This is a genomic window from Luteibacter jiangsuensis (assembly GCF_011742555.1).
GTDB classification, from domain to species: Bacteria; Pseudomonadota; Gammaproteobacteria; order Xanthomonadales; family Rhodanobacteraceae; genus Luteibacter; species Luteibacter jiangsuensis.
Genome location: NZ_JAAQQR010000003.1, coordinates 52616 through 71370, shown reverse-complemented (window position 1 = coordinate 71370; position 18755 = coordinate 52616). Strand labels below are relative to the sequence as shown.

The 18755-nt window shown below is 65.2% G+C and carries 16 protein-coding genes; 8 read left to right on the top strand and 8 right to left on the bottom strand.

What is annotated here, in order from left to right:
• Positions 1–131: 131 nt before the first annotated feature.
• From recF to dnaA, 3 genes are all read right to left on the bottom strand, one after another.
• A complete protein-coding gene (gene recF / locus HBF26_RS07155; RefSeq protein WP_167124547.1) occupies positions 132–1211 on the bottom strand; it encodes a DNA replication/repair protein RecF in 1080 nt (359 codons plus the stop codon).
• A 131-nt stretch (positions 1212–1342) separates the two neighbouring features.
• Complete coding sequence (gene dnaN, locus HBF26_RS07150) at positions 1343–2443, bottom strand: DNA polymerase III subunit beta (protein ID WP_167124545.1); 1101 nt, start codon at positions 2441–2443, stop codon at positions 1343–1345.
• 213 nt (positions 2444–2656) lie between these two features.
• Positions 2657–4012: a chromosomal replication initiator protein DnaA gene (gene dnaA / locus HBF26_RS07145; protein WP_167124543.1), complete on the bottom strand. Its 1356-nt coding sequence runs from the start codon at positions 4010–4012 to the stop codon at positions 2657–2659.
• Between the two features lie 191 nt (positions 4013–4203).
• Here dnaA and rpmH point away from each other — a divergent pair, with 191 nt between their 5' ends.
• From rpmH to dinD, 5 genes are all read left to right on the top strand, one after another.
• Positions 4204–4338, top strand: coding sequence for a 50S ribosomal protein L34 (gene rpmH / locus HBF26_RS07140; protein ID WP_008211413.1), 135 nt, complete (start codon positions 4204–4206; stop codon positions 4336–4338).
• A 14-nt stretch (positions 4339–4352) separates the two neighbouring features.
• Positions 4353–4733 (top strand): ribonuclease P protein component, encoded by a 381-nt coding sequence (gene rnpA / locus HBF26_RS07135; protein ID WP_167124541.1) that lies wholly within the window; start codon positions 4353–4355, stop codon positions 4731–4733.
• A 65-nt stretch (positions 4734–4798) separates the two neighbouring features.
• Positions 4799–6505, top strand: a complete 1707-nt coding sequence (gene yidC / locus HBF26_RS07130; RefSeq protein ID WP_167124539.1) for a membrane protein insertase YidC — start codon at positions 4799–4801, stop codon at positions 6503–6505.
• Positions 6506–6557: 52 nt separating this feature from the next.
• Positions 6558–7901 carry a tRNA uridine-5-carboxymethylaminomethyl(34) synthesis GTPase MnmE gene (gene mnmE, locus HBF26_RS07125; RefSeq protein WP_167124537.1) on the top strand — a complete coding sequence of 448 codons (1344 nt, stop codon included), beginning with the start codon at positions 6558–6560 and terminating at the stop codon, positions 7899–7901.
• Positions 7902–8082: 181 nt separating this feature from the next.
• Positions 8083–8952 carry a DNA damage-inducible protein D gene (dinD, locus tag HBF26_RS07120; protein ID WP_167124535.1) on the top strand — a complete coding sequence of 290 codons (870 nt, stop codon included), beginning with the start codon at positions 8083–8085 and terminating at the stop codon, positions 8950–8952.
• Positions 8953–9083: 131 nt separating this feature from the next.
• Here dinD and HBF26_RS07115 read toward each other — a convergent pair whose 3' ends face one another.
• Positions 9084–10304, bottom strand: coding sequence for an MFS transporter (locus HBF26_RS07115; RefSeq protein ID WP_167124533.1), 1221 nt, complete (start codon positions 10302–10304; stop codon positions 9084–9086).
• Between the two features lie 258 nt (positions 10305–10562).
• Complete coding sequence (locus HBF26_RS07110; protein ID WP_167124531.1) at positions 10563–11453, bottom strand: LysR family transcriptional regulator; 891 nt, start codon at positions 11451–11453, stop codon at positions 10563–10565.
• A gap of 109 nt (positions 11454–11562) precedes the next feature.
• Between HBF26_RS07110 and HBF26_RS07105 the strand changes: the two genes are divergently transcribed.
• The gene (locus HBF26_RS07105; protein ID WP_167124529.1) at positions 11563–12612 is read left to right on the top strand and encodes an NAD(P)-dependent alcohol dehydrogenase; all 1050 of its coding nucleotides are present in this window, start codon (positions 11563–11565) and stop codon (positions 12610–12612) included.
• Between the two features lie 102 nt (positions 12613–12714).
• On the opposite strand, the gene HBF26_RS07100 is transcribed toward HBF26_RS07105, so the two are convergent.
• Positions 12715–13158, bottom strand: a complete 444-nt coding sequence (locus HBF26_RS07100; protein WP_167124527.1) for a winged helix-turn-helix transcriptional regulator — start codon at positions 13156–13158, stop codon at positions 12715–12717.
• A gap of 80 nt (positions 13159–13238) precedes the next feature.
• Here HBF26_RS07100 and HBF26_RS07095 point away from each other — a divergent pair, with 80 nt between their 5' ends.
• Positions 13239–14033, top strand: coding sequence for an SDR family NAD(P)-dependent oxidoreductase (locus HBF26_RS07095; RefSeq protein ID WP_167124525.1), 795 nt, complete (start codon positions 13239–13241; stop codon positions 14031–14033).
• Between the two features lie 157 nt (positions 14034–14190).
• Positions 14191–16704: an FtsK/SpoIIIE family DNA translocase gene (locus HBF26_RS07090; protein WP_167124523.1), complete on the top strand. Its 2514-nt coding sequence runs from the start codon at positions 14191–14193 to the stop codon at positions 16702–16704.
• A gap of 152 nt (positions 16705–16856) precedes the next feature.
• Here HBF26_RS07090 and rbsB read toward each other — a convergent pair whose 3' ends face one another.
• Together rbsB and HBF26_RS07080 are read right to left on the bottom strand one after the other, a co-directional pair.
• Positions 16857–17792, bottom strand: coding sequence for a ribose ABC transporter substrate-binding protein RbsB (gene rbsB, locus HBF26_RS07085; RefSeq protein ID WP_167124521.1), 936 nt, complete (start codon positions 17790–17792; stop codon positions 16857–16859).
• A gap of 17 nt (positions 17793–17809) precedes the next feature.
• A complete protein-coding gene (locus HBF26_RS07080) occupies positions 17810–18754 on the bottom strand; it encodes an ABC transporter permease subunit (protein WP_167124519.1) in 945 nt (314 codons plus the stop codon).
• Between the last annotated feature and the right edge of the window lies 1 nt (position 18755).

Genomic DNA, 18755 nt, shown 5'->3' with positions numbered 1-18755 from the left:
GATGGGGGGAGGCTGATCGTGCGTGCAGGGGCCGCTGGCGTCCGCGTATGCGTCACTTCAGCGTGGAGGCCGGCTCTCCCAGATAAACCGTTACTGTTCCACGTGGAACAAACGCGCGGGCCGCCGCATCCCTAACCTGGGCCGACCAACCCATGTTCCACGTGGAACAACGCAACAGGCTGACCAACGAGCGCCGACGGCACCTCCGTGCCGGTCACAAACACCTGCACATCGCGCCCGAGAAGTTGCCCCACCACCCACTCTTGATGGGTGCGATCGAGCTCGGATGCAAGATCGTCGAGGCAGACAACCGGCCACTCGCCACGCAGTTCCGCGTGAAGCGAAGCCTGCCCCAGCAAACAGGCCAGCGCGCAAAGCTTTTCCTGTCCCCTGGAAAGATGTTCGCGTAGTGGCGCGTGCTCGAACGCCACGGAAAAGTCGGCCCGGTGGGGCCCCACGGTCGTGTGCCCGCGGGACAGATCCCGCTGCCTCCGTTCGACCAGCGTGGCAGCGAGATCGGAACTCTCGTCCCAGCCAGGCCGATACCTGAGCGAAAACGCGCCCAGTTCGGGCAGCACGTTTCCCATGAAGCCCTGGATGTGGGGGACCACTCTGGAAAGATAGTCGCGCCGGTAGGTCGTGATGGACTCCCCCGCAGCGGCAAGCTCCATTTCCCAGGGTTCCAGAAGCGATGGGTCCGGGTAGCCTCCCTGGCGCAGCAGCGTGTTTCGCTGCTTCAGGGCTCGCTGATAGCGCCGCCACTGGCCCACAAAACCATGTTCCACGTGGAACATGCCCCAGTCGAGATAGCGCCGCCGCTCGTCGGATGAGCCCGCAATGAGGTCGTGCGACCCGGGTTCGAAGCAAACCACGGCGCATTCCTGCACCAGGGCTCCGAGGGAGGCAGTCGGGTCACCGTCCACCCTCGCCTGCCATCGGCCGCCTTCGCGACCGAGGCCCAGACGGCGGAGGCTCCCGTCGGCCTTCCTTACCTCGGCATAGACCGAAAGCGAGCCAGCCCCACGCTTCAAAAGCACATCCCGGGAGCCAGCCCGGAACGAACGGCCATGGGAGAGCAGATAAGCCGCCTCCAGAACGCTGGTCTTCCCCGCGCCATTTGGACCGACGAATACATTGATCCCGGCCGCAGGCGTCACAGCCACCCCATCCAGGCAACGTAATCCAGAGATCCGGAGCGACTCGAACTTCATACCAGCCTTTGTTCCATCCAAAACGGACGACGCCGGGGTGTCGGAGACATCCCGGCGTCTGGGGCCGAACCGCGCAAGAGGTTAAGACTGGCGCGAAACGCTGTCGCGGACAAGTCCGCTTCTACGGCGCATCAGAGACGAAGCGGCATCACCACGTGACGGGCCTCGTCGTTACCCTCTTCCTGCAGCAGGCAGCTCGACTGCGCGTCACGAAGATTGATGCGTACCTTCTCGCCACGCAGGGCACCCAGGGCGTCGAGCAGGTAACCCACGTTGAAACCCACGGCCAGATCGTCGACGACCGTTTCGGCTTCCACCTCTTCCTGGGCCTCTTCCTGCTCCGGATTATGCGCAACGATCTTGATACGGCCCGGCGTCAGTTCCAGCTTCACGCCACGGTACTTCTCGTTAGAGAGAATGGCCGCGCGCTGCAGCGCGCTGCGCAGCACGTCACGCTCGATCGTGGCCGTCTTGTCGGCACCGAGCGGGATCACGGCCTCGTAATCCGGGAAACGGCCGTCAATGAGCTTGGAGGTGAACACCACGCCGCCACGACGTACACGCAGATGGTTGCGGCCGAACTCGAGTTCGACGGACCCCTCACCCGATTCGAACAGGCCGATCAGCTCGTTCACGCCCTTACGCGGAATGATGATCTGGCGGCGTGCCGACACGGAGCTTTCGAGCTTCGTTTCCTTGAGCGCAAGACGGTGACCGTCAGTGGCCACGCAGCGCAGCGTGTGCTCCTGCAGATCCAGGAGCATGCCGTTCAAGTAATAGCGCACGTCCTGGTTCGCCATGGCGAAGGCGGTGCGGTCCATGAGATCGCGCAGCACCTCTTCCGGCAGCGTGACGCGCTCGACCAGTTCGATCTCGTCGACGGTGGGGAATTCGCTGGACGGGAGCGTGGCCAGCGTGAAGCGGCTGCGGCCGGCATTCACCGCAATGCGCTCGCCGTTCAATTTGATGTCGATCTTCGCGCCGTCGGGCAGTGCACGAACGATGTCGAAAAGCTTTCGCGCCGGAATGGTGATCTCGCCTTCCTGCACGCCGTCGGCGGCGGTGGTGGCGATCATCTCCACTTCGAGATCGGTACCGGTGAAGGACACCTCGCTACCGGAGGCGCGAACCAGCAGGTTGGCCAGCACGGGCAGCGTCTGGCGGCGTTCCACGACGCCCACCACCTGCTGCAGGGGTTTGAGCAGTACTTCCCTCTGGATGCTGAATTGCATGCGTCCCCTACTCCTGCTTTTAAGTTTTTAAGATTTTATTGGTGGTAGTTGTTAGGCCGGTGGATATCTTGAAAAGCCAGAAAACCACTTAGGATTCAAAAACTTGATTCAAGATATCGACTGGCTTCAACACGCGGTTTCGTGTGGGTGCCTTGTGGATAACTTTGGGCATCGAAACCGTCCTCCGTCCATCCACCTATTATCCACAGCTTCTCAGCCCGTCAATATACGTATGAGCTGCTCCCAGTCCTGGCGCATGCGTACATCTTTCTCGCAGAAACCGCGGATCGTGCGGCAGGCGTGCAGCACCGTCGTGTGATCGCGCCCGCCGAACGCCTCTCCGATCTCTGGGAGGCTGTGCTCGGTCAGTTCCTTGGACAGGGCCATGGCCACCTGCCGGGGACGCGCCAGCGAGCGCACACGGCGCTTGGAGAGCAGGTCGGACAGACGCACCTGGTAGTAATCGGCCACGGTCTTCTGGATGTTCGGCACCGTGACGGCCTGCGCGTGGGTGTTGAGCAGGTCGCGCAGGGTTTCTTCGGCGAAGTCGGTGGTGATCGGCTTGCGATAGAAGTTGGCGCGGGCCGCCAGCGTGTTGAGGGCGCCTTCCAGGTCGCGCACGTTGCTGCGGATGCGCTTGGCCAGCAACATCGCCACGTCCTCGGACACTTCCATCTCCTTCTCCGCCGCCTTGGAGAGCAGGATGGCGGCGCGCGTCTCGAAATCGGGCGGCTCGATGGCCACCGACAGGCCCCAGCCCAGGCGCGATTTCAGGCGCGGCTCGAGCTTGTCCAGTTCCTTCGGATAGCGGTCGCAGGTGAGGATGATCTGCTGCTTCGCCTCGAACAGCGCATTGAAGGTATGGAAGAACTCCTCCTGCGTCGTGTCCTTGCCGGCGAAGAACTGGATGTCGTCGATCAGCAGCGCGTCCACCGAACGGAAGCGGCGCTTGAAGTCGTCCATGTTCTTCTGCTGCAGCGCCTTCACCATGCCGCTGACGAACTGTTCCGAACGAAGGTAAAGCACCTTCGCGCCCGGATTGTTCTGCATGAGCATGTTGCCGGCGGCATGCATGAGATGGGTCTTGCCGAGGCCGGTGCCGCCGTAGAGCAGCAGCGGGTTGTACGCGCGCCCCGGGTTCATGGCCACTTGCATGGCCGCGGCCTTGCCCAGCTGGTTCGACTTGCCTTCGACGAAGGTTTCGAACGTGTAGTGCGGGTCGAGGTTGTGCACGTGCGGTGGCTCGTGCGCGGGCTCTGCCATGCGCGGCGCCGCCTGGGACGGCGTGGGCGCGATGGACGACGCCGGGCGGCCCGGCATCGCGCGGGTGCCGGACGAGCCGACCTCCAGGCGAACGGGCAGGGCGCGGCCGCTCAGGTGTTCGACGATCGACTGGATCTTGTCCAGGTACTGCTCGCGCACGGTGTCCAGCGAATAGGGGTTCGGCGCGTAGAGGAACAGCCCGTGCCCGTCCTCCCTGGCTTGCAGCGGCATCAGCCAGGTATGGACGTCCTCGGACGTCAACTCGCCTTCAAGACGCTCGAGACAGCGCCTCCAGAGATCACTCATCAGGTATTCTTGCCACAGCTTAGGGCGCGTGCGCGCGGGGTGGACGACGAAGTCTACCAGTGTTCCGCCCCCGCCTCGGGCTCCGGCCATCGCAAGGCCTGCATGTCGTCCTTCGCCCAAGCGGTTGACAGTCCTACGGAATGTCACGCATACTCTCGGGCCTTTTTCCATCTTCATCCGGATGTAGCGCCATGAAGCGTACTTTCCAGCCCAGCAAGCTCAAGCGTGCCCGCACGCACGGCTTCCGCGCCCGCATGGCCACCGCCGACGGCCGCAAGATCCTCAACGCCCGTCGTGCGAAGGGTCGCAAGCGCCTGATCCCGTAAGCGGCTCGCCTGTCGTGCGCGCCGCCGCCTTGCCGCGCGATGCGCGGCTACGCCGCGCCGCCGACTTCGCCGCATTGCGAACAGTCAGCGGTCGCCTCGGCGGCCGCTGTTTTCTTTTGCGCTTCGGAAACAACGACGCCGGCACCGCCCGGCTCGGCCTGGCCATCTCCAAGCGGTGTTCCAAGCGCGCGGTGGATCGCAACCGGATCAAGCGCCTCGCCCGCGAGGCCTTTCGTCGCGCGCGCCCTGCGCTGCCGCCGGTCGACATCCTCGTCATGGCCCGCGACAGCGCCGTTGGCGAGCCGGGCTCGGTCCTGCTGGCCGAGCTCGACGGTCTGTTCCGCCGTATCCGGCCGTTGAAGCGCGAGGGTGCCGACGGCACAATCGTGCGTTGACCTCACCGTTCTTCCCGCCTTTCCCGGCCAGCAGGCCGTGGCTCCCTTCGGATCTGGCCTAAGCAATGAATCAAACGCGCACGCTCCTCTTCTTCGCGCTCATGTTCGTGGCGTACTTGCTGTGGACGGAATGGGAGAAGGACTACGGCCCGCAGCCGGTCGCACCGACGCCCGCCGCACAGACCGACGCAGCCGCAGGCGCCGGCAAGGCGAACGCCGACAACAGCGTCCCAGGTTCCACCGCACCGGCCGCCGTGCCGAACGAGACGGCAGCGCCCGCCGACGGCAAGGGAGAACTGGTCACGCTGTCGAACGACGTGCTGCGCCTGACGATCGATACCCGCGGCGGCAGCATCGTACGTTCCGAACTGCTGGCCTACCCGCGCGACCCGGTGACGAAGAAGGATCCGAATCCGCCGCCGGCCCGCCTGCTCAACGACGACCCCGCGCATTTCTTCGCGGCCCAGAATGGCCTCGTCAGCAGCACCGGTGCCGCGCCCGATCATCGCGCCCTCTTCCACGCCGACCAGACCAACGTCACGCTGGCCGATGGCCAGAAGACGGCCAGCATCGACCTCACATGGACCGACCCGTCCGGCGTGAAGGTGGTGAAGCGTTACACGCTCAACCGCACCAACTATGTGGTCGATCTCGATCAGCGCATCGAGAACGGTTCGGCCGCGGCCTGGACGGGCAACGCGTACGAGCAGCTGCAACGCGTGCCGGCACCCAAGGCCAGCTGGCTCAAGGCCTATACCGATCCCGAGCAGCACAGCTTCTTCGGTGCGGCGTGGTACAGCCCCGACAACAAGTTCGAATCGCTGCATTTCGACGACTTCGCGAAGAAGCCGCTCAACCGCCAGATCACCGGCGGCTGGATCAGCATGCTGCAGCACTACTTCTTCGTCGCCTGGATTCCGCCGGCCGACCAGGGTGTGACGTACAGCAGCAATATCGTCGATCCCAACTCCGCCACCCCGCGTTATCTCGTGCGCGCCTTTGGCCCCGCCATCCAGGTGGCGCCCGGCCAGAGCGCCGATAGCGTCGCACGCCTCTATGTCGGTCCCAAGCTGCAGGGCACGCTCGACGTCATCGCGCCGGGCCTCGAACTCACCAGCAATTACGGCTGGCTGACGATCATCGCCCAGCCCCTGCACTGGCTGCTGTCGAAGCTGCACGCCATCAGCGGCAACTGGGGCGTGGCCATCATCCTGCTCGTGCTGCTCATCAAGGCCGCGCTGTTCAAGCTCACCGATGCGCAGTTCCGTTCCGGCGCGCGCATGCGCAAGCTGCAGCCGCGTGTCGCCGCGCTCAAGGAGCGCTACGGCGACGACCGCATGAAGATGCAGCAGGCAATGATGGAGCTGTACAAGAAGGAGAAGGTGAATCCGATGGCGGGCTGCCTGCCCATCCTCATCACCTTCCCCATCTTCATCGGCCTGCTGCGCGTCCTCTCCGAATCCATCGAGCTGCGCCAGGCGCCGTTCGTCGGCTGGATCCACGACCTGTCGGCGCCCGATCCGCTCTACGTGCTACCGGTGCTCTACTTCCTGGTCACGCTGCTCACGCAGCGCATGATGCCCACCGCGGGCATGGATCCGACCCAGGCCAAGATGATGAAGGTGATGCCGCTGATCTTCGGCGTGTTCTTCGCCTTCTTCCCGGCCGGCCTCGTGCTCTACTGGACGGTGAACGGTGCCACCAGCCTGCTGCAGCAGTGGTGGATCAACCGCAGCGTCGACAAGGCCGACCTCAAGGCCAAGACGGCATGATTCACCGGACGGCGCGTCGCAAGGCGCGCCGTCCGGCTTTGGAAGGCAACGCATGAACCACGGCGACGACACCATCGCGGCCATCGCCACCGGCGCCGGCGCGGCGGGTGTCGGCGCCGTTCGCGTGTCCGGGCCACGCGTGCCGGAGATCGCGCGCGCGATGCTCGGCCGCGAACCGCTTCCGCGTCATGCGCACTTCACCGCGTTTCGCGATGGCAACGGCGAACTGATCGATCGCGGCATCTTGCTCCACTTCCCTGCGCCGGCGTCCTACACCGGCGAACACGTGCTGGAACTGCAAGGCCACGGCAGCACGGTGCTGCTGGACGCCCTGCTCCGCCGCGTTGTATCGCTTGGTGCCCGCCTCGCCCGTCCGGGCGAATTTACCGAGCGCGCGTTCCTCAACGGCAAGCTGGACCTCGCCCAGGCGGAAGCGGTGGCCGACGTGGTCGCCGCCACCTCCGAAGCCGGTGCGCGTGCCGCGCTGCGCTCCATGGAAGGCGTGTTCTCCGCGCGCGTGGAATCGCTGCTTGCCGAACTGATCGGCTTGCGCGTGCACATCGAGGCCGCCATCGATTTCCCGGAAGAGGAAATCGACTTCCTCGCCGATCCCGTCATCGGCGAGAAGCTTGCCGCGCTACGCGCGCACCTGGATGCATTGCTGGTGGAAACGCGTCGCGGCGTGCGCTTGAACGACGGCATTGCCGTGGCGATCGTCGGCCGTCCGAATGCCGGCAAGTCCAGCCTGCTGAACGCGCTGGCGGGGCAGGAACGCGCCATCGTCACCGATATTCCCGGCACCACGCGCGACGTGCTGCGCGAATCCGTCACCATCGACGGCGCCACGCTCGAACTGGCGGATACCGCGGGGCTGCGCGAGTCCGAAGACATCGTGGAACGCGAAGGTATCCGCCGCGCACGCGCGCAACTCGAGCGCTGCGATGTCGCCCTCCTCGTCACCGACACCGACCACGCCGACAGCGACCTCGCTTTCTTCGACGGCACGCCGGCACATGCCACGCGCATCGTCGTCATCAACAAGATCGACCTTGCCGACAAAGCCGCTCATCGCGAGACCCGCGAAAATCACGAGACGCTGTGGCTCTCGGCGCGCACTGGCGAAGGCCTCGATGCGCTTCGCGCCCTGCTCCGTGACCTGGCCACGGCCGGCGCAGGCGAAGGCGCCTTCAGCGCGCGGCGACGCCACGTGGTGGCGCTCGAGGTCGTGCGCGATCATCTCGCGCGAACGGCGGATGCATTGCACGACAGCCATGCGGGCGAACTGGCCGCCGAGGAACTGCGCCAGGCGCAGCAGGCGCTAGGGGAAATTACCGGCGCCTACTCGTCCGACGATTTGCTGGGTGCGATCTTCAGTTCGTTTTGTATCGGGAAGTGAGATGAATCCAAGGACTTCCGAGCCACTTGGTCGAGCCGAGGCACTCAATCGCCACCTGTTGAAGACTCTATAATCGAGCGCGAGAGATAGAGACGAGAGACCTGAACAACGCCCTTCGTGACCATCCGTCGTCTAGCATCCGCGGCGCGATGGAAGATCGCCTGACACTCGGAGAAGCCGAATGGAATCCCATGACATCCAGCTGCTGAAAAGCCATTTCGATGGTTTGAGTCAGACCATCCCCGAAGAAGGCGTGACTTTCTGGTTCGCCCGTGACCTGATGGAGCCCCTTGGCTATGTACGCTGGGAGAACTTCAAGACTGCCATCGAGCGTGCCATAGAGTCTTGCAGAACAACGGGTTATGAACAAGCGGATCATTTTCGTGGCGTCACGAAAATGATCGAGATCGGCAAGGGAGGTCAACGCCCGGTCGAAGACTTCATGCTCACCCGCTATGCCTGCTATCTCGTCGCCCAGAACGGCGACCCGCGAAAGCAGGCTATCGCTTTCGCCCAGAGCTACTTCGCGATCCAGACGCGCAAGCAGGAAGTGATCGAAGACCGCATGCGCCTGCAGGCCCGTCTGGACGCCCGAGAGCGCCTGCGAGAATCGGAAAAGACTCTATCGCAGAAACTCTACGAGCGTGGCGTGGACGATAAGGGATTTGGCCGTATCCGCTCCAAGGGCGATGCCGCACTGTTCGGCGGCCACACCACCCAGATGATGAAAGATCGCTATGGCATCACCCAGACCCGCCCACTGGCCGACTTCCTGCCCACGCTGACCATAGCGGCCAAGAATCTTGCGACCGAAATGACCAACCATAACGTCACGCAGGACCGGCTGCATGGCGAATCGTTGATCACCCGCGAGCACGAGCAGAACAACAGCAGTGTGCGCGACATGCTCGGCCAGCGCGGCATCCAGCCTGAGCGACTTCCCGCCGAAGAAGACATTAAGAAGCTAGAGCGTCGCGTGAAGACCGAAGAGAGGAAGCTCGTAATACAGGCAGGGAAACTCCCCGCTTCCAAGCAGCAAGACACAGACTGACTGGAGACGATTTTGGAGGTTTGAGCTTGAACAAGCTTTCCAACTGAGCACTCAGCTTCATCCCCTCGCGCCCAAGCTCGCGGCTGATCTACACGCCCGGGGAGCCGCTTCTGTATCGGAAGTGACGTTCCTTAATACGACTCGGCGGCCACTCTCTGCTCGCGGCCTGAACTAACCGACACCGCCCAGATGCCCAGACCGCACAGCGCGAGGGCGCTCCCCACCCAGCCCGGCGACGTCCAGCCGTAACCATGCGCAATGGCCAGCCCGCCGAGAAACGGCCCGAGCGCATTCGCCGTGTTGAACGCCGAATGGTTCAACGCAGCGGCGAGCCCCTGCGCATCGCCGGCCACGTCCATCAGCCTCGTCTGCAGCACGGTAGCGAGCGCACCACCGACGCCGATGAGGAAGACATTCAAGCCCAGCGTCCACACGTTGCCTGCGGTGAACGGCACGGCCGCCAGCATCGCCATGCTCCATACGAGCAACACGCCAGCTGTGCGCATGAGCGCGCGATCCGCGAACACGGGTACGATCATGTTGCCCGCGGTGAGACCGATGCCGAAGACGCCGATGACCCACGGCACCGCGCTGAGCGGCATGTGCGTCACCGAGAGCAGCATATCGGCGAGATAGGTGTACACCGCGAACAGACCGCCGAAACCGATGGCGCCGATGCCCAGCGTGAGCCACACCTGCGGACGCTTCAGTGCACCGAGTTCGCGCAATGGGCTCGCGTCTGTATCGGCAGGCACTTCGGGCGCGAACGCCGCGACGGCGGACATCGTGGCGATGCCGAGCAGCGCCACCAGCGCGAAGGCCCAACGCCAGCCTACGGCCTGTCCGAGCCAGCTCGCGAGAGGAACGCCGACCACGGTGGCGATGGTGAGCCCGAGGAACATCTGGCCTATCGCCCGCGTGCGCCGGTTCGCCGGTACCAGCGACGAAGCGACCAAGGCGGCGACACCGAAATATGCACCGTGCGGCAGTCCGGCCAGGAAGCGGAACACCAGCATCCAGTGGTAGCTCGGCGACAAGCCGGTGAGGCCATTGAACACCGTGAACATCGCCATGAGCATGAGCAACAGCCGGCGACGCGGCACGCGAGCGCCCAATACCGTCATGATCGGCGCGCCGACGACCACGCCCAGTGCATAGGCGCTGATCACGTGACCTGCCGTGGGCGCATCGATGCCGAGACCCTGTGCGAACAGGGGCAGCATGCTCATGGAAGCGAACTCGGTGGTGCCGATGGCGAAGCCCCCGACGGCCAGCGCCAGGATCACCAGGCCGACGTGGGGAGCGCGAACGGGGGGCGTGCCCGCGTCGGGCACGGGAGGGGAAGAGGTCATGGCGGCACTCGGGGACGTTGGGGCGCAACGCTGTGATGCGTCGCAGCAAGCGGCTAGGATACGCCCGGGTGCTCTCCGAGGCCATGCCCGACGGAAGGTTCTCGCCCCGGAATGTGAGGGATCCTGGGCTTTGTGTGGGAGCCGCTTCAGCGGCGATGGGTGCTCGCGGCAAGGTTGCCCGCTGCCGCGGGATCGCCGGCAATGCCGGCTCCCACACACAAAGCAGGTTCCCGCATGGCCGGCTCCGTTATCGCCGGCCTATCGCTCCTCGCGCACGAATTCGATGAAGGCCCGCAGCGCCGAGGTGATGCGCCGTTGGCGAGGGTAATAGAGCATGAAACCCGGATAGGGCGGGCACCAGTCTTCCAGCACCTTCACCAGTCTGCCTTGCTCCACAAGCTCGGTTACCTGTTCGTCGAGCACGAGCGTGAAGCCGATGCCGGCGACCGCGGCGTCGAGTGCGAGGCGCAGGTCGCCGAAGGTGACGCGGCCGCGCACGTCCAGTTCGAGTTTCTTCGACCCCTGTTCGAACTCCCACTTATAGAGACGCCCGCTGGGAAAGCGGAAGCGGATGCAGTCGTGCTGGAAGAGGTCGTTCGGGTGCTCCGGAACGCCGTGCCTTGCGATGTAATCGGGCGATGCCACGCACGCGCCGCGCTGCTGGCCGCCCATCGGCACGGCGATCATGTCCTCCGGCACCTGCTCGTGGAAGCGGATGCCGGCGTCGAAACCGAGGGCCACGATATCGATGAGCCCGTCGTTGTCCACAGCCTCGAAGTGGATGTCGGGGTACAACGCGAGGAAACGCGGCAGCAGGCCCGGCAGCAGCAGCTGTGCGGTGACTCGCGGCATGTTGATCCGCAGCGTCCCGGCCGGGGTGGCGCGGAAGTTGTTCATTTCCTCCAGCGCCTCGCCCACGTCGGCCAGCGCCGGTTCGAGACGTTCCAGCAGGCGCTGTCCGGCTTCGGTCAGCGAGACGCTGCGCGTGGTGCGATGGAACAGCACTACGCCGAGCCGCTCTTCCAGGCTGCGGATGGCATAGCTGATGGCCGAGGTGGTCAGGGTCAGCTCGGCGCCCGCTTTGCGGAAGCTGGCATGGCGGGCCACGGCGGCGAAGGCGGCAAGGTGCGAGAGGTTGTCGGGGCGCATGATTATCAAGGATAACTCAACGATTCATCGAGAAATTCCCGTTGGCGCAAGAGATTGTTGAACCATTATCGTGAGCGGCCTCAAGCCACCCAAGATAAGGATGACTCCCATGTTCGAAGTTCGCGGATTCGCCGCCCCCCAGGCCAACGCGCCCCTCGCTCCCTTCAAGGTGCCGCGCCGCGACGTGGGCCCGAACGACATCCACATCGAAATTCTCTACAGCGGCGTCTGTCATTCCGACCTGCACCAGGCGCGGGACGACTGGGGCCCGGGCATCTTCCCGATGGTGCCGGGCCACGAGATCGTCGGCCGGGTGAAGGCCGTCGGCACTGGCGTCACCAAGTTCAAGGTGGGCGATTACGCCGGCGTAGGTTGCATGGTGGACTCCTGCCGCGAATGCGAGTCGTGCAAGCGCGACCTCGAGCAGTACTGCCTCACGCATACCAGCTTTACGTACAACGGCACCGAGCAGGACAAGACCACGCCCACCTATGGCGGCTACTCCACCGACATCGTGGTGCAGGAGCGCTTCGCCGTGAAGATCTCCGAAAAGCTCGACCTCAAGGCCACCGCACCGCTGCTGTGCGCCGGCATCACCACCTATTCGCCGCTGCGTCACTGGAAGGTCGGTCCGGGCCAGAAGGTGGGCGTCATCGGCCTCGGTGGTCTCGGCCACATGGGCGTGAAGTTCGCGAAGGCGATGGGTGCGCACGTCACCATGATCACGACATCGGCTTCCAAGGGCGAAGATGCGAAGCGCCTGGGTGCGGACGCGGTGCTCGTTTCGACCGACGCCGAAGCGATGAAGGCCGCGGCGTTGAGCTTCGACTTCCTGCTCAACACCATCCCCGTGTCGCATGACCTCAACCCGTACATCAATCTGCTGCGGCTCGATGGCACGATGGTGCTGGTGGGCGTGCTCACCCCGATCGACGGCATGATCGGCGGCGCGCTGATGCTTCCCCGCCGCAACATTGCGGGTTCGGCCATCGGCGGCCTGGCGGAAACCCAGGAAATGATGGATTTCTGCGCGGAGCACGGTATCGTCTCCGACATCGAGGTGGTGGACATGGCCTCGATCAACGAAACCTACGAGCGTCTGCTGAAGAACGACGTGCGCTACCGCTTCGTGATCGACATGGCGACGATGCCCGCTTGAGGCGCATCGTCCGCAGCATAGGCGTCGGCGCCGCGCTTGTCGGCGCCTTCGTCGTTTCTGCCGCCGTCTCGGCGTGGCCTTCGTGTCCGCAACCGGAACGAACTACACCGTCGGCATGACCAGATGCATCGGCGTGTCGCGCAGCGGCTTGCCGGTATTCCCGTCCACCACCACCGCATCGATCGGCTGCCCGGTGCGATCGTCGACCAGGTGCGACAGCGCACGTCCGCCGCCGTTGTAGCGACGGCCCCACTCGCCCATGGCGGCGAGGATGGGAAGAAAATCGCGGCCCGCCTGGGTCAGCACGTATTCGTCGCGCGGCGGGCGCTCGCTGTAGCGCCGCTTCTCCAAGACACCGGCCTCGGTCAGGGCCTTCAATCGACGCGACAGGATGTTCGGCGCAATGCCGAGGCTCGTCCGGAACTGGTCGAACTGGGTCATGCCCAGGCTCGCGTCGCGCAGGATCAACGCACTCCAGGCGTCCCCCACCAGGGCGAGGCCGCGAGAGATGGCGCAGGTGCCGGAAGAAAGTTTGTCGGTGTCCATTGCATTATGATAGCGACGTCACTATCGTATGGCAACGTAGTAGCTATCGTTTTGCAACTAACCATACGGAGTCGACGTTCATGAGCACTGAAAATAAAGGTAAGGCATTGATTACCGGCGCTTCGTCCGGCATCGGCGAAGTCTACGCCCGGCGCCTGGCCGACCGCGGCTACGACCTGATCCTGGTCGCGCGTCGCCTGGATCGCCTCGAAACCCTGGCGAAGGACATCGGCGCGCGCACGGGCCGACACGCGGAAACCCTGCAGGCCGACCTCGGCTCGCGCGAAGGTATCGCCGCCGTCGAACGCCGTCTGGCCGAAGACCCTGAGATCACCCTCTTCGTGAACAACGCCGGCATCTCCCTCAACGGCAGCATCCTGGAGAACGGCAGCAAGGAGATCGAGCAGCTGATCGTGGTGAACACTCTGGCCCCCACGCTCCTGGCCGCCGCCGCCGCGAAAGCCTTCGTGGCGCGCAACAAGGGCGGCATCATCAGCATCGCTTCCGTGCTGGCGCTGGTTCCGGAAATGATGGATGGCCTCTACAGCGGTACGAAGGCCCACCTCATCAACATGACGCTTGGCCTCGCCTCCAAGCTCCAGGGAACGAATGTGCGCGCGCAGGCCGTTCTGCCGGGTGCCACGCGTTCCGAGATCTGGGAGAAATCGGGCAAGGACGTGGACGCCATCCTTCCGGGCATGGTCATGGACACGGCGGACCTCGTGGACGCCGCACTCATCGGCTACGACCGTGGCGAAGTGGTGACCATCCCGCCGCTCGAAGACGAAGGCCAGTACAAGGCGTACGAGGCGGCGCGCCTTGCCATGGCACCCAACCTGTCCCGCAAGGACGTGGGGACGCGCTACCGGGCGTAACCCGTTGAAGCGGTCCCGGCCACAGCGATTCGCCGGGACCGCCGCTCGACAGGCATGCCATCCTCCGAGCGTTGCCAGCAGCTTACGCGTCATTTGTGCGTCATTCGGCACGAATGCCGGCTAAACTAGCGGACTCGCTCGATTCTTGCGGTTAGGCATGCTTTCCTTCGTGTTCGGCGCGTTCGGACTTTCCACGGTCTGGTTCATCCCCTTGCTCTGGCGTGTGGCCGCGGCCCTGATCCGCCGCCGCCGGCCGCCCACGGTCGGGCCCGGTGCGATCCGCTTCTGGACGGGATTCGTGTTGGTGCTGCTGGCAAGCGCCACGTTGGAGGGGCTTGTCGTCTCCCACTACACCGACGATCCCTCCGTGGGTGGCGTCGTGTGTCGTGCGCTCGGCAACGCGGCGGCGAGCTTCCCGGGCGGCGCTCTCGCGGCGCTGCTCAGTGTCGCGGTTCTTGCGTTGGCGCTCCCCTGGTACCTCGGCGTGCCATGGTCGTCGTTCCTCGCACGCGCGAACGCCATGCTCGAACCCCTGGGCGCGCTGGCCATCGCGGGAACACGTGGGCTGCTCGCGCGGACGGGGTCCCGTGCCACGAGCCGCCGCCAGGCCGCCGCCGTGCGGCGAGCGGATCGCCCACCCGTGCGGCGAAGGGCGAGGGTGGACGCCAAGAAGGACGCCGTGCCTCCCGCGCGGCCGGCGCGACACGTGGCCGGTCATGTCGAAGCACCGCCCGCGCCCGCGCCGACGCGACATCACACTCAGGCGGAAACGGTCATTCGCGAACCGTGGCTGGCGCCACGCAAGGTGGAAACCTCTTCCAACACCATGGCAAGCGGCATGGCGACAAGTCGCCTGCCGACGTCGGAGCTTCGGTCCGCCGGGCGGCAGACAGCGCGCCAGCCGGCGTATCCCGATGCCGAGGATGCGATCGATGCGCTCACTGTCCCCGGGCGACCGACGCCCGAGAACGAGGCGTTCGGCGTGCAGCTCGAGCCGGTCCACGAACGTGGTCCTGTCGTCCAAGAGAACACGCCGGTGCCCGCCAGCGCATTCGCCGCGCCCGAGGTGCCGGTGCCCCGGCCGGTCTCGCGCTTCGCCATTGCGGCGAATGACGAGACCCTCGACGAAGCGCCGCCGCGACGCACCGCCACGCTCGCCACGGCGGCGCCGTTGCGCGGCAGCCGCAGCGAATCGCCGACCCTGCCTCCCCTGTCGTTGCTGGCAGCCGCACGCCACGACGCCTTGTCGATCTCCGATGGCGAGCTTGCGGAGACCGGCGAGCTGATCGAGCAGCGCCTTCGTGAGTTCAAGGTGCCGGTGCAAGTGGTCGGCGCATCCGCGGGGCCGGTGATCACGCGCTACGAAGTGGAGCCTGCCGTCGGGGTCCGTGGCAACCAGATCGTGGCGCTGATGAAGGACCTTGCCCGGGGCCTGGGACGGACGTCCATTCGCGTGGTCGAAACGATTCCCGGCAAGACGTGCATGGGCCTCGAACTGCCGAACGAACAACGGCAGATGATCGCGTTGTCGGAGATCCTCGATTCTGCCGAGTACCGGGAATCGGACTCCCAGCTCACACTGGCGATGGGCAAGGGCATCACCGGCGAGCCGGTCGTCGCGGACCTCGCAAAGGCGCCGCACATGCTCGTCGCCGGAACGACCGGCTCGGGCAAGTCGGTGGCGGTGAATGCCATGATTCTGTCGATGCTTTATAAGGCCACGCCCGAAGACGTGCGCATGATCATGATCGATCCGAAGATGCTGGAGCTTTCCGTCTACGAAGGCATCCCGCACCTGCTGGCGCCCGTGGTCACCGACATGAAGCTCGCGGCCAACGCGTTGAACTGGTGCGTGGCGGAAATGGAAAACCGCTACAAGGTGATGTCGGACCTGCGCGTGCGCAACCTGGCCGGCTACAACCAGAAAGTGCACGAAGCGCGCGCGGCCGGCAAGCCGCTGTTCAATCCGTTCCCTGCCCACCCGGAAGTGCCCGAGCACCTCGACACCCTTCCCATGATCGTGGTGGTGATCGACGAGTTGGCCGACCTCATGATGGTCGCGGGCAAGAAGATCGAAGAACTGATCGCGCGCCTCGCCCAGAAGGCGCGCGCGGCCGGCATCCACCTCATCCTTGCCACGCAGCGGCCGTCGGTCGACGTCATCACCGGCCTCATCAAGGCGAACATCCCCACGCGTGTCGCTTTCCAGGTGTCGTCGAAAATCGACTCGCGCACGATCCTCGACCAGATGGGCGCGGAAAGCCTGCTAGGCCAGGGCGACATGCTGTTCCTGCCGCCCGGCACGGGTTACCCGCAGCGCATCCACGGCGCCTTCGTGGCCGACGAGGAAGTACACCGCATCGTGGCGTGGCTCAAGCAGTTCGGCGAGCCGGACTACAAGGACGAGATCCTTGCCGGCCCCGCCAGCGAAGCCGCCGACGGCGAGCCCGGCGACGAAAGCATAGACGCGGAACTGGATCCGCTCTACGACGAAGCCGCCGCATTCGTATTGCGCTCGCGCCGCGCATCGATCTCGTTCGTGCAGCGCCAGTTCCGCATCGGCTACAACCGCGCGGCGCGCCTCGTGGAAGCCATGGAAGCCGCCGGCCTCGTGTCGTCGATGGGCATCAACGGCCAGCGCGAAGTCATCGCGCCCGGCCCGCAGGATTGATGCGTTAGCGACAATCGGCCTTCTGTGGGAGCCGCTTCAGCGGTGATGGGTGCTAGCGTCAAGCGTGCCCGCTGCCGCGGGATCGCCGCTGAAGCGGCTCCCACAACAGCGGCTTTGTCGCCGGGAGCGGAGTTCCCAGGGAGGGGATGGCTCTATTCCTTCGTCAACAGCTTCAACGGCACCGCGATCGACTTCTCCACCGGCTGCTTGTCGATCAGCTTCTTCGCCGTTTCCACGCCGAGCCTGCCGATTTCCTCGGGTTGCTGGGCTACCGTTGCCGCCATCGTTCCGTTCTGCACGGCGGTCTTGCCGTCGGGCGTGCCGTCGAAGCCCACGACGAGAACCTTCTTGTTCTTGCCCGCAAGCGCCTGAACCGCGCCGAGTGCCATTTCGTCGTTCTGGGCGAAGATCGCCTGCACATCGCCATGGGCCTGCAGCAGGTTCTCGCTGACGGACAGGCCTTGTGCACGGTCGAAGTTTGCGGGCTGGCTGGCGACGATCTTCATGCCGGTGCCGGCGATCGCATCGTCGAAGCCCTTGCCGCGCTCGCGTGCGGCGGAGGTGCCGGCCACACCCTGCAATTCGATGATGTTGCCCTTTCCGCCGAGTGCCTTGGCCAGGTAGTCGGCTGCCATCTTGCCGCCGGCGACGTTGTCGGAAGCGATATGCGACGCGACGTCGGCCCCGTCGACGCCGCGATCAAGCGTCACCACGGGGATGTTGGCGCGTTGCGCCGACTGCACCGCACCGGCGAGCGCCGAGGAATCGGTGGGATTGAGCAGGATCACCGACACGTGCCGCTGGATCAGGTCTTCCACGCTGGAGATCTGCCGCGCCGGGTCGTCTTGCGCATCCACGACCAGGAGGTTCACACCGGCAGCGCTCGCCGCCTTCTGCGCGCCGTCCTTCAGTTCGACGAAGAACGGATTGTTCTGTGTGGAGAGCGCGAGGCCCACCACCGGCTTCCCTGAGGAAGCGGTGCCCGCGGCCGTGCCGGCGGCGGCAGGAGCCGATTCGCCCGGCCCTTGTTGGGAACAGCCGGCGAGCAACGTGACCGCCGCGGCGGTAAGGAGACCTGGTATGCGCATGGGAAGTACCTCGTGGTTCACTGCCGCCTGTCGAGCAGGACGGCGATCAGGATGACGATGCCCTTGACGACCTGCTGGTAGAACGAGCTGACGCCCAGCAGGTTGAGGCCGTTGTTGAGGAATCCAATCAGCAGCGCGCCGACGAGCGTGCCGAACAGCCAGCCGCGGCCACCGGACAGACTCGTGCCGCCGAGCACCACCGCTGCGATCGCGTCGAGTTCGTAGCCGGCACCGGCGGTGGCCTGCGCGGAGTACAGGCGCGAGGTCAGTACGATGCCGGCACATGCCGAAAGCAGCCCCGAGAGACCGTAGATCGCCAGCTTCATCGGCGAGATGCGCACGCCGGAGAGACGCGCCGCTTCCTCGTTGCCGCCGATCGCCATGACGTGGCGGCCGAAGACGGTGCCGCGCAGCAGGAAGCCGCATACGAGGAAGGCGGCGAACATCCAGATGACGGGCAGTGGGATCAGGTGAGCGACGTAGCCACCGCCGATCAGGGCGAAACCGGTGTTCGTCACCGGAATCGGGCTGCCTTGCGTATACGACAGCGTGAGCCCGCGCAATAGCGTCATCGTGCCGAGCGTGGCGATGAACGGCGCGACACGTCCCCACGAGACCAGCGCACCGTTGACGATGCCAAGAACGAGGCCGAGCCCCAGCCCCGCGCTCGCAGCCAGCAGCATGCCGTGACCGGCGGCCATCAGACCGGCGGTCACCGCGCCCGTCAGCGCGAGAATCGCGCCGACGGAAAGATCGATGCCGCCCGCGAGGATCACGAAGGTCATGCCGAAGGCGATCAACGCGTTGATCGAGACCTGGCGCAGCACCGTGAGCAGGTTGCCCGTCGTGAGGAAGTCGGGGCTCATGATCGAGAGCACGATGAAAAGGAGCACGAGGCCGATCACCGAGCCCAGGCGCTGGAGGAGCGTGGTGGCCCGGCTCCGGTCGAAATGCAACGTCATG

Bases quoted from the DNA above. Each gene is read 5' to 3' on its own strand.
- HBF26_RS07095 (WP_167124525.1), top strand. From the start codon at position 13,239: ATGAGCACTGAAAATAAAGGTAAGGCATTGATTACCGGCGCTTCGTCC.
- rbsB (WP_167124521.1), bottom strand. From the start codon at position 17,792: ATGCGCATACCAGGTCTCCTTACCGCCGCGGCGGTCACGTTGCTCGCC.
- dnaA (WP_167124543.1), bottom strand. From the start codon at position 4,012: ATGAGTGATCTCTGGAGGCGCTGTCTCGAGCGTCTTGAAGGCGAGTTG.
- recF (WP_167124547.1), bottom strand. From the start codon at position 1,211: ATGAAGTTCGAGTCGCTCCGGATCTCTGGATTACGTTGCCTGGATGGG.
- HBF26_RS07090 (WP_167124523.1), top strand. From the start codon at position 14,191: ATGCTTTCCTTCGTGTTCGGCGCGTTCGGACTTTCCACGGTCTGGTTC.
- yidC (WP_167124539.1), top strand. From the start codon at position 4,799: ATGAATCAAACGCGCACGCTCCTCTTCTTCGCGCTCATGTTCGTGGCG.
- HBF26_RS07115 (WP_167124533.1), bottom strand. From the start codon at position 10,304: ATGACCTCTTCCCCTCCCGTGCCCGACGCGGGCACGCCCCCCGTTCGC.
- HBF26_RS07105 (WP_167124529.1), top strand. From the start codon at position 11,563: ATGTTCGAAGTTCGCGGATTCGCCGCCCCCCAGGCCAACGCGCCCCTC.
- dnaN (WP_167124545.1), bottom strand. From the start codon at position 2,443: ATGCAATTCAGCATCCAGAGGGAAGTACTGCTCAAACCCCTGCAGCAG.
- dinD (WP_167124535.1), top strand. From the start codon at position 8,083: ATGGAATCCCATGACATCCAGCTGCTGAAAAGCCATTTCGATGGTTTG.
- HBF26_RS07110 (WP_167124531.1), bottom strand. From the start codon at position 11,453: ATGCGCCCCGACAACCTCTCGCACCTTGCCGCCTTCGCCGCCGTGGCC.
- mnmE (WP_167124537.1), top strand. From the start codon at position 6,558: ATGAACCACGGCGACGACACCATCGCGGCCATCGCCACCGGCGCCGGC.
- HBF26_RS07100 (WP_167124527.1), bottom strand. From the start codon at position 13,158: ATGGACACCGACAAACTTTCTTCCGGCACCTGCGCCATCTCTCGCGGC.
- rpmH (WP_008211413.1), top strand. From the start codon at position 4,204: ATGAAGCGTACTTTCCAGCCCAGCAAGCTCAAGCGTGCCCGCACGCAC.
- HBF26_RS07080 (WP_167124519.1), bottom strand. From the start codon at position 18,754: ATGACGTTGCATTTCGACCGGAGCCGGGCCACCACGCTCCTCCAGCGC.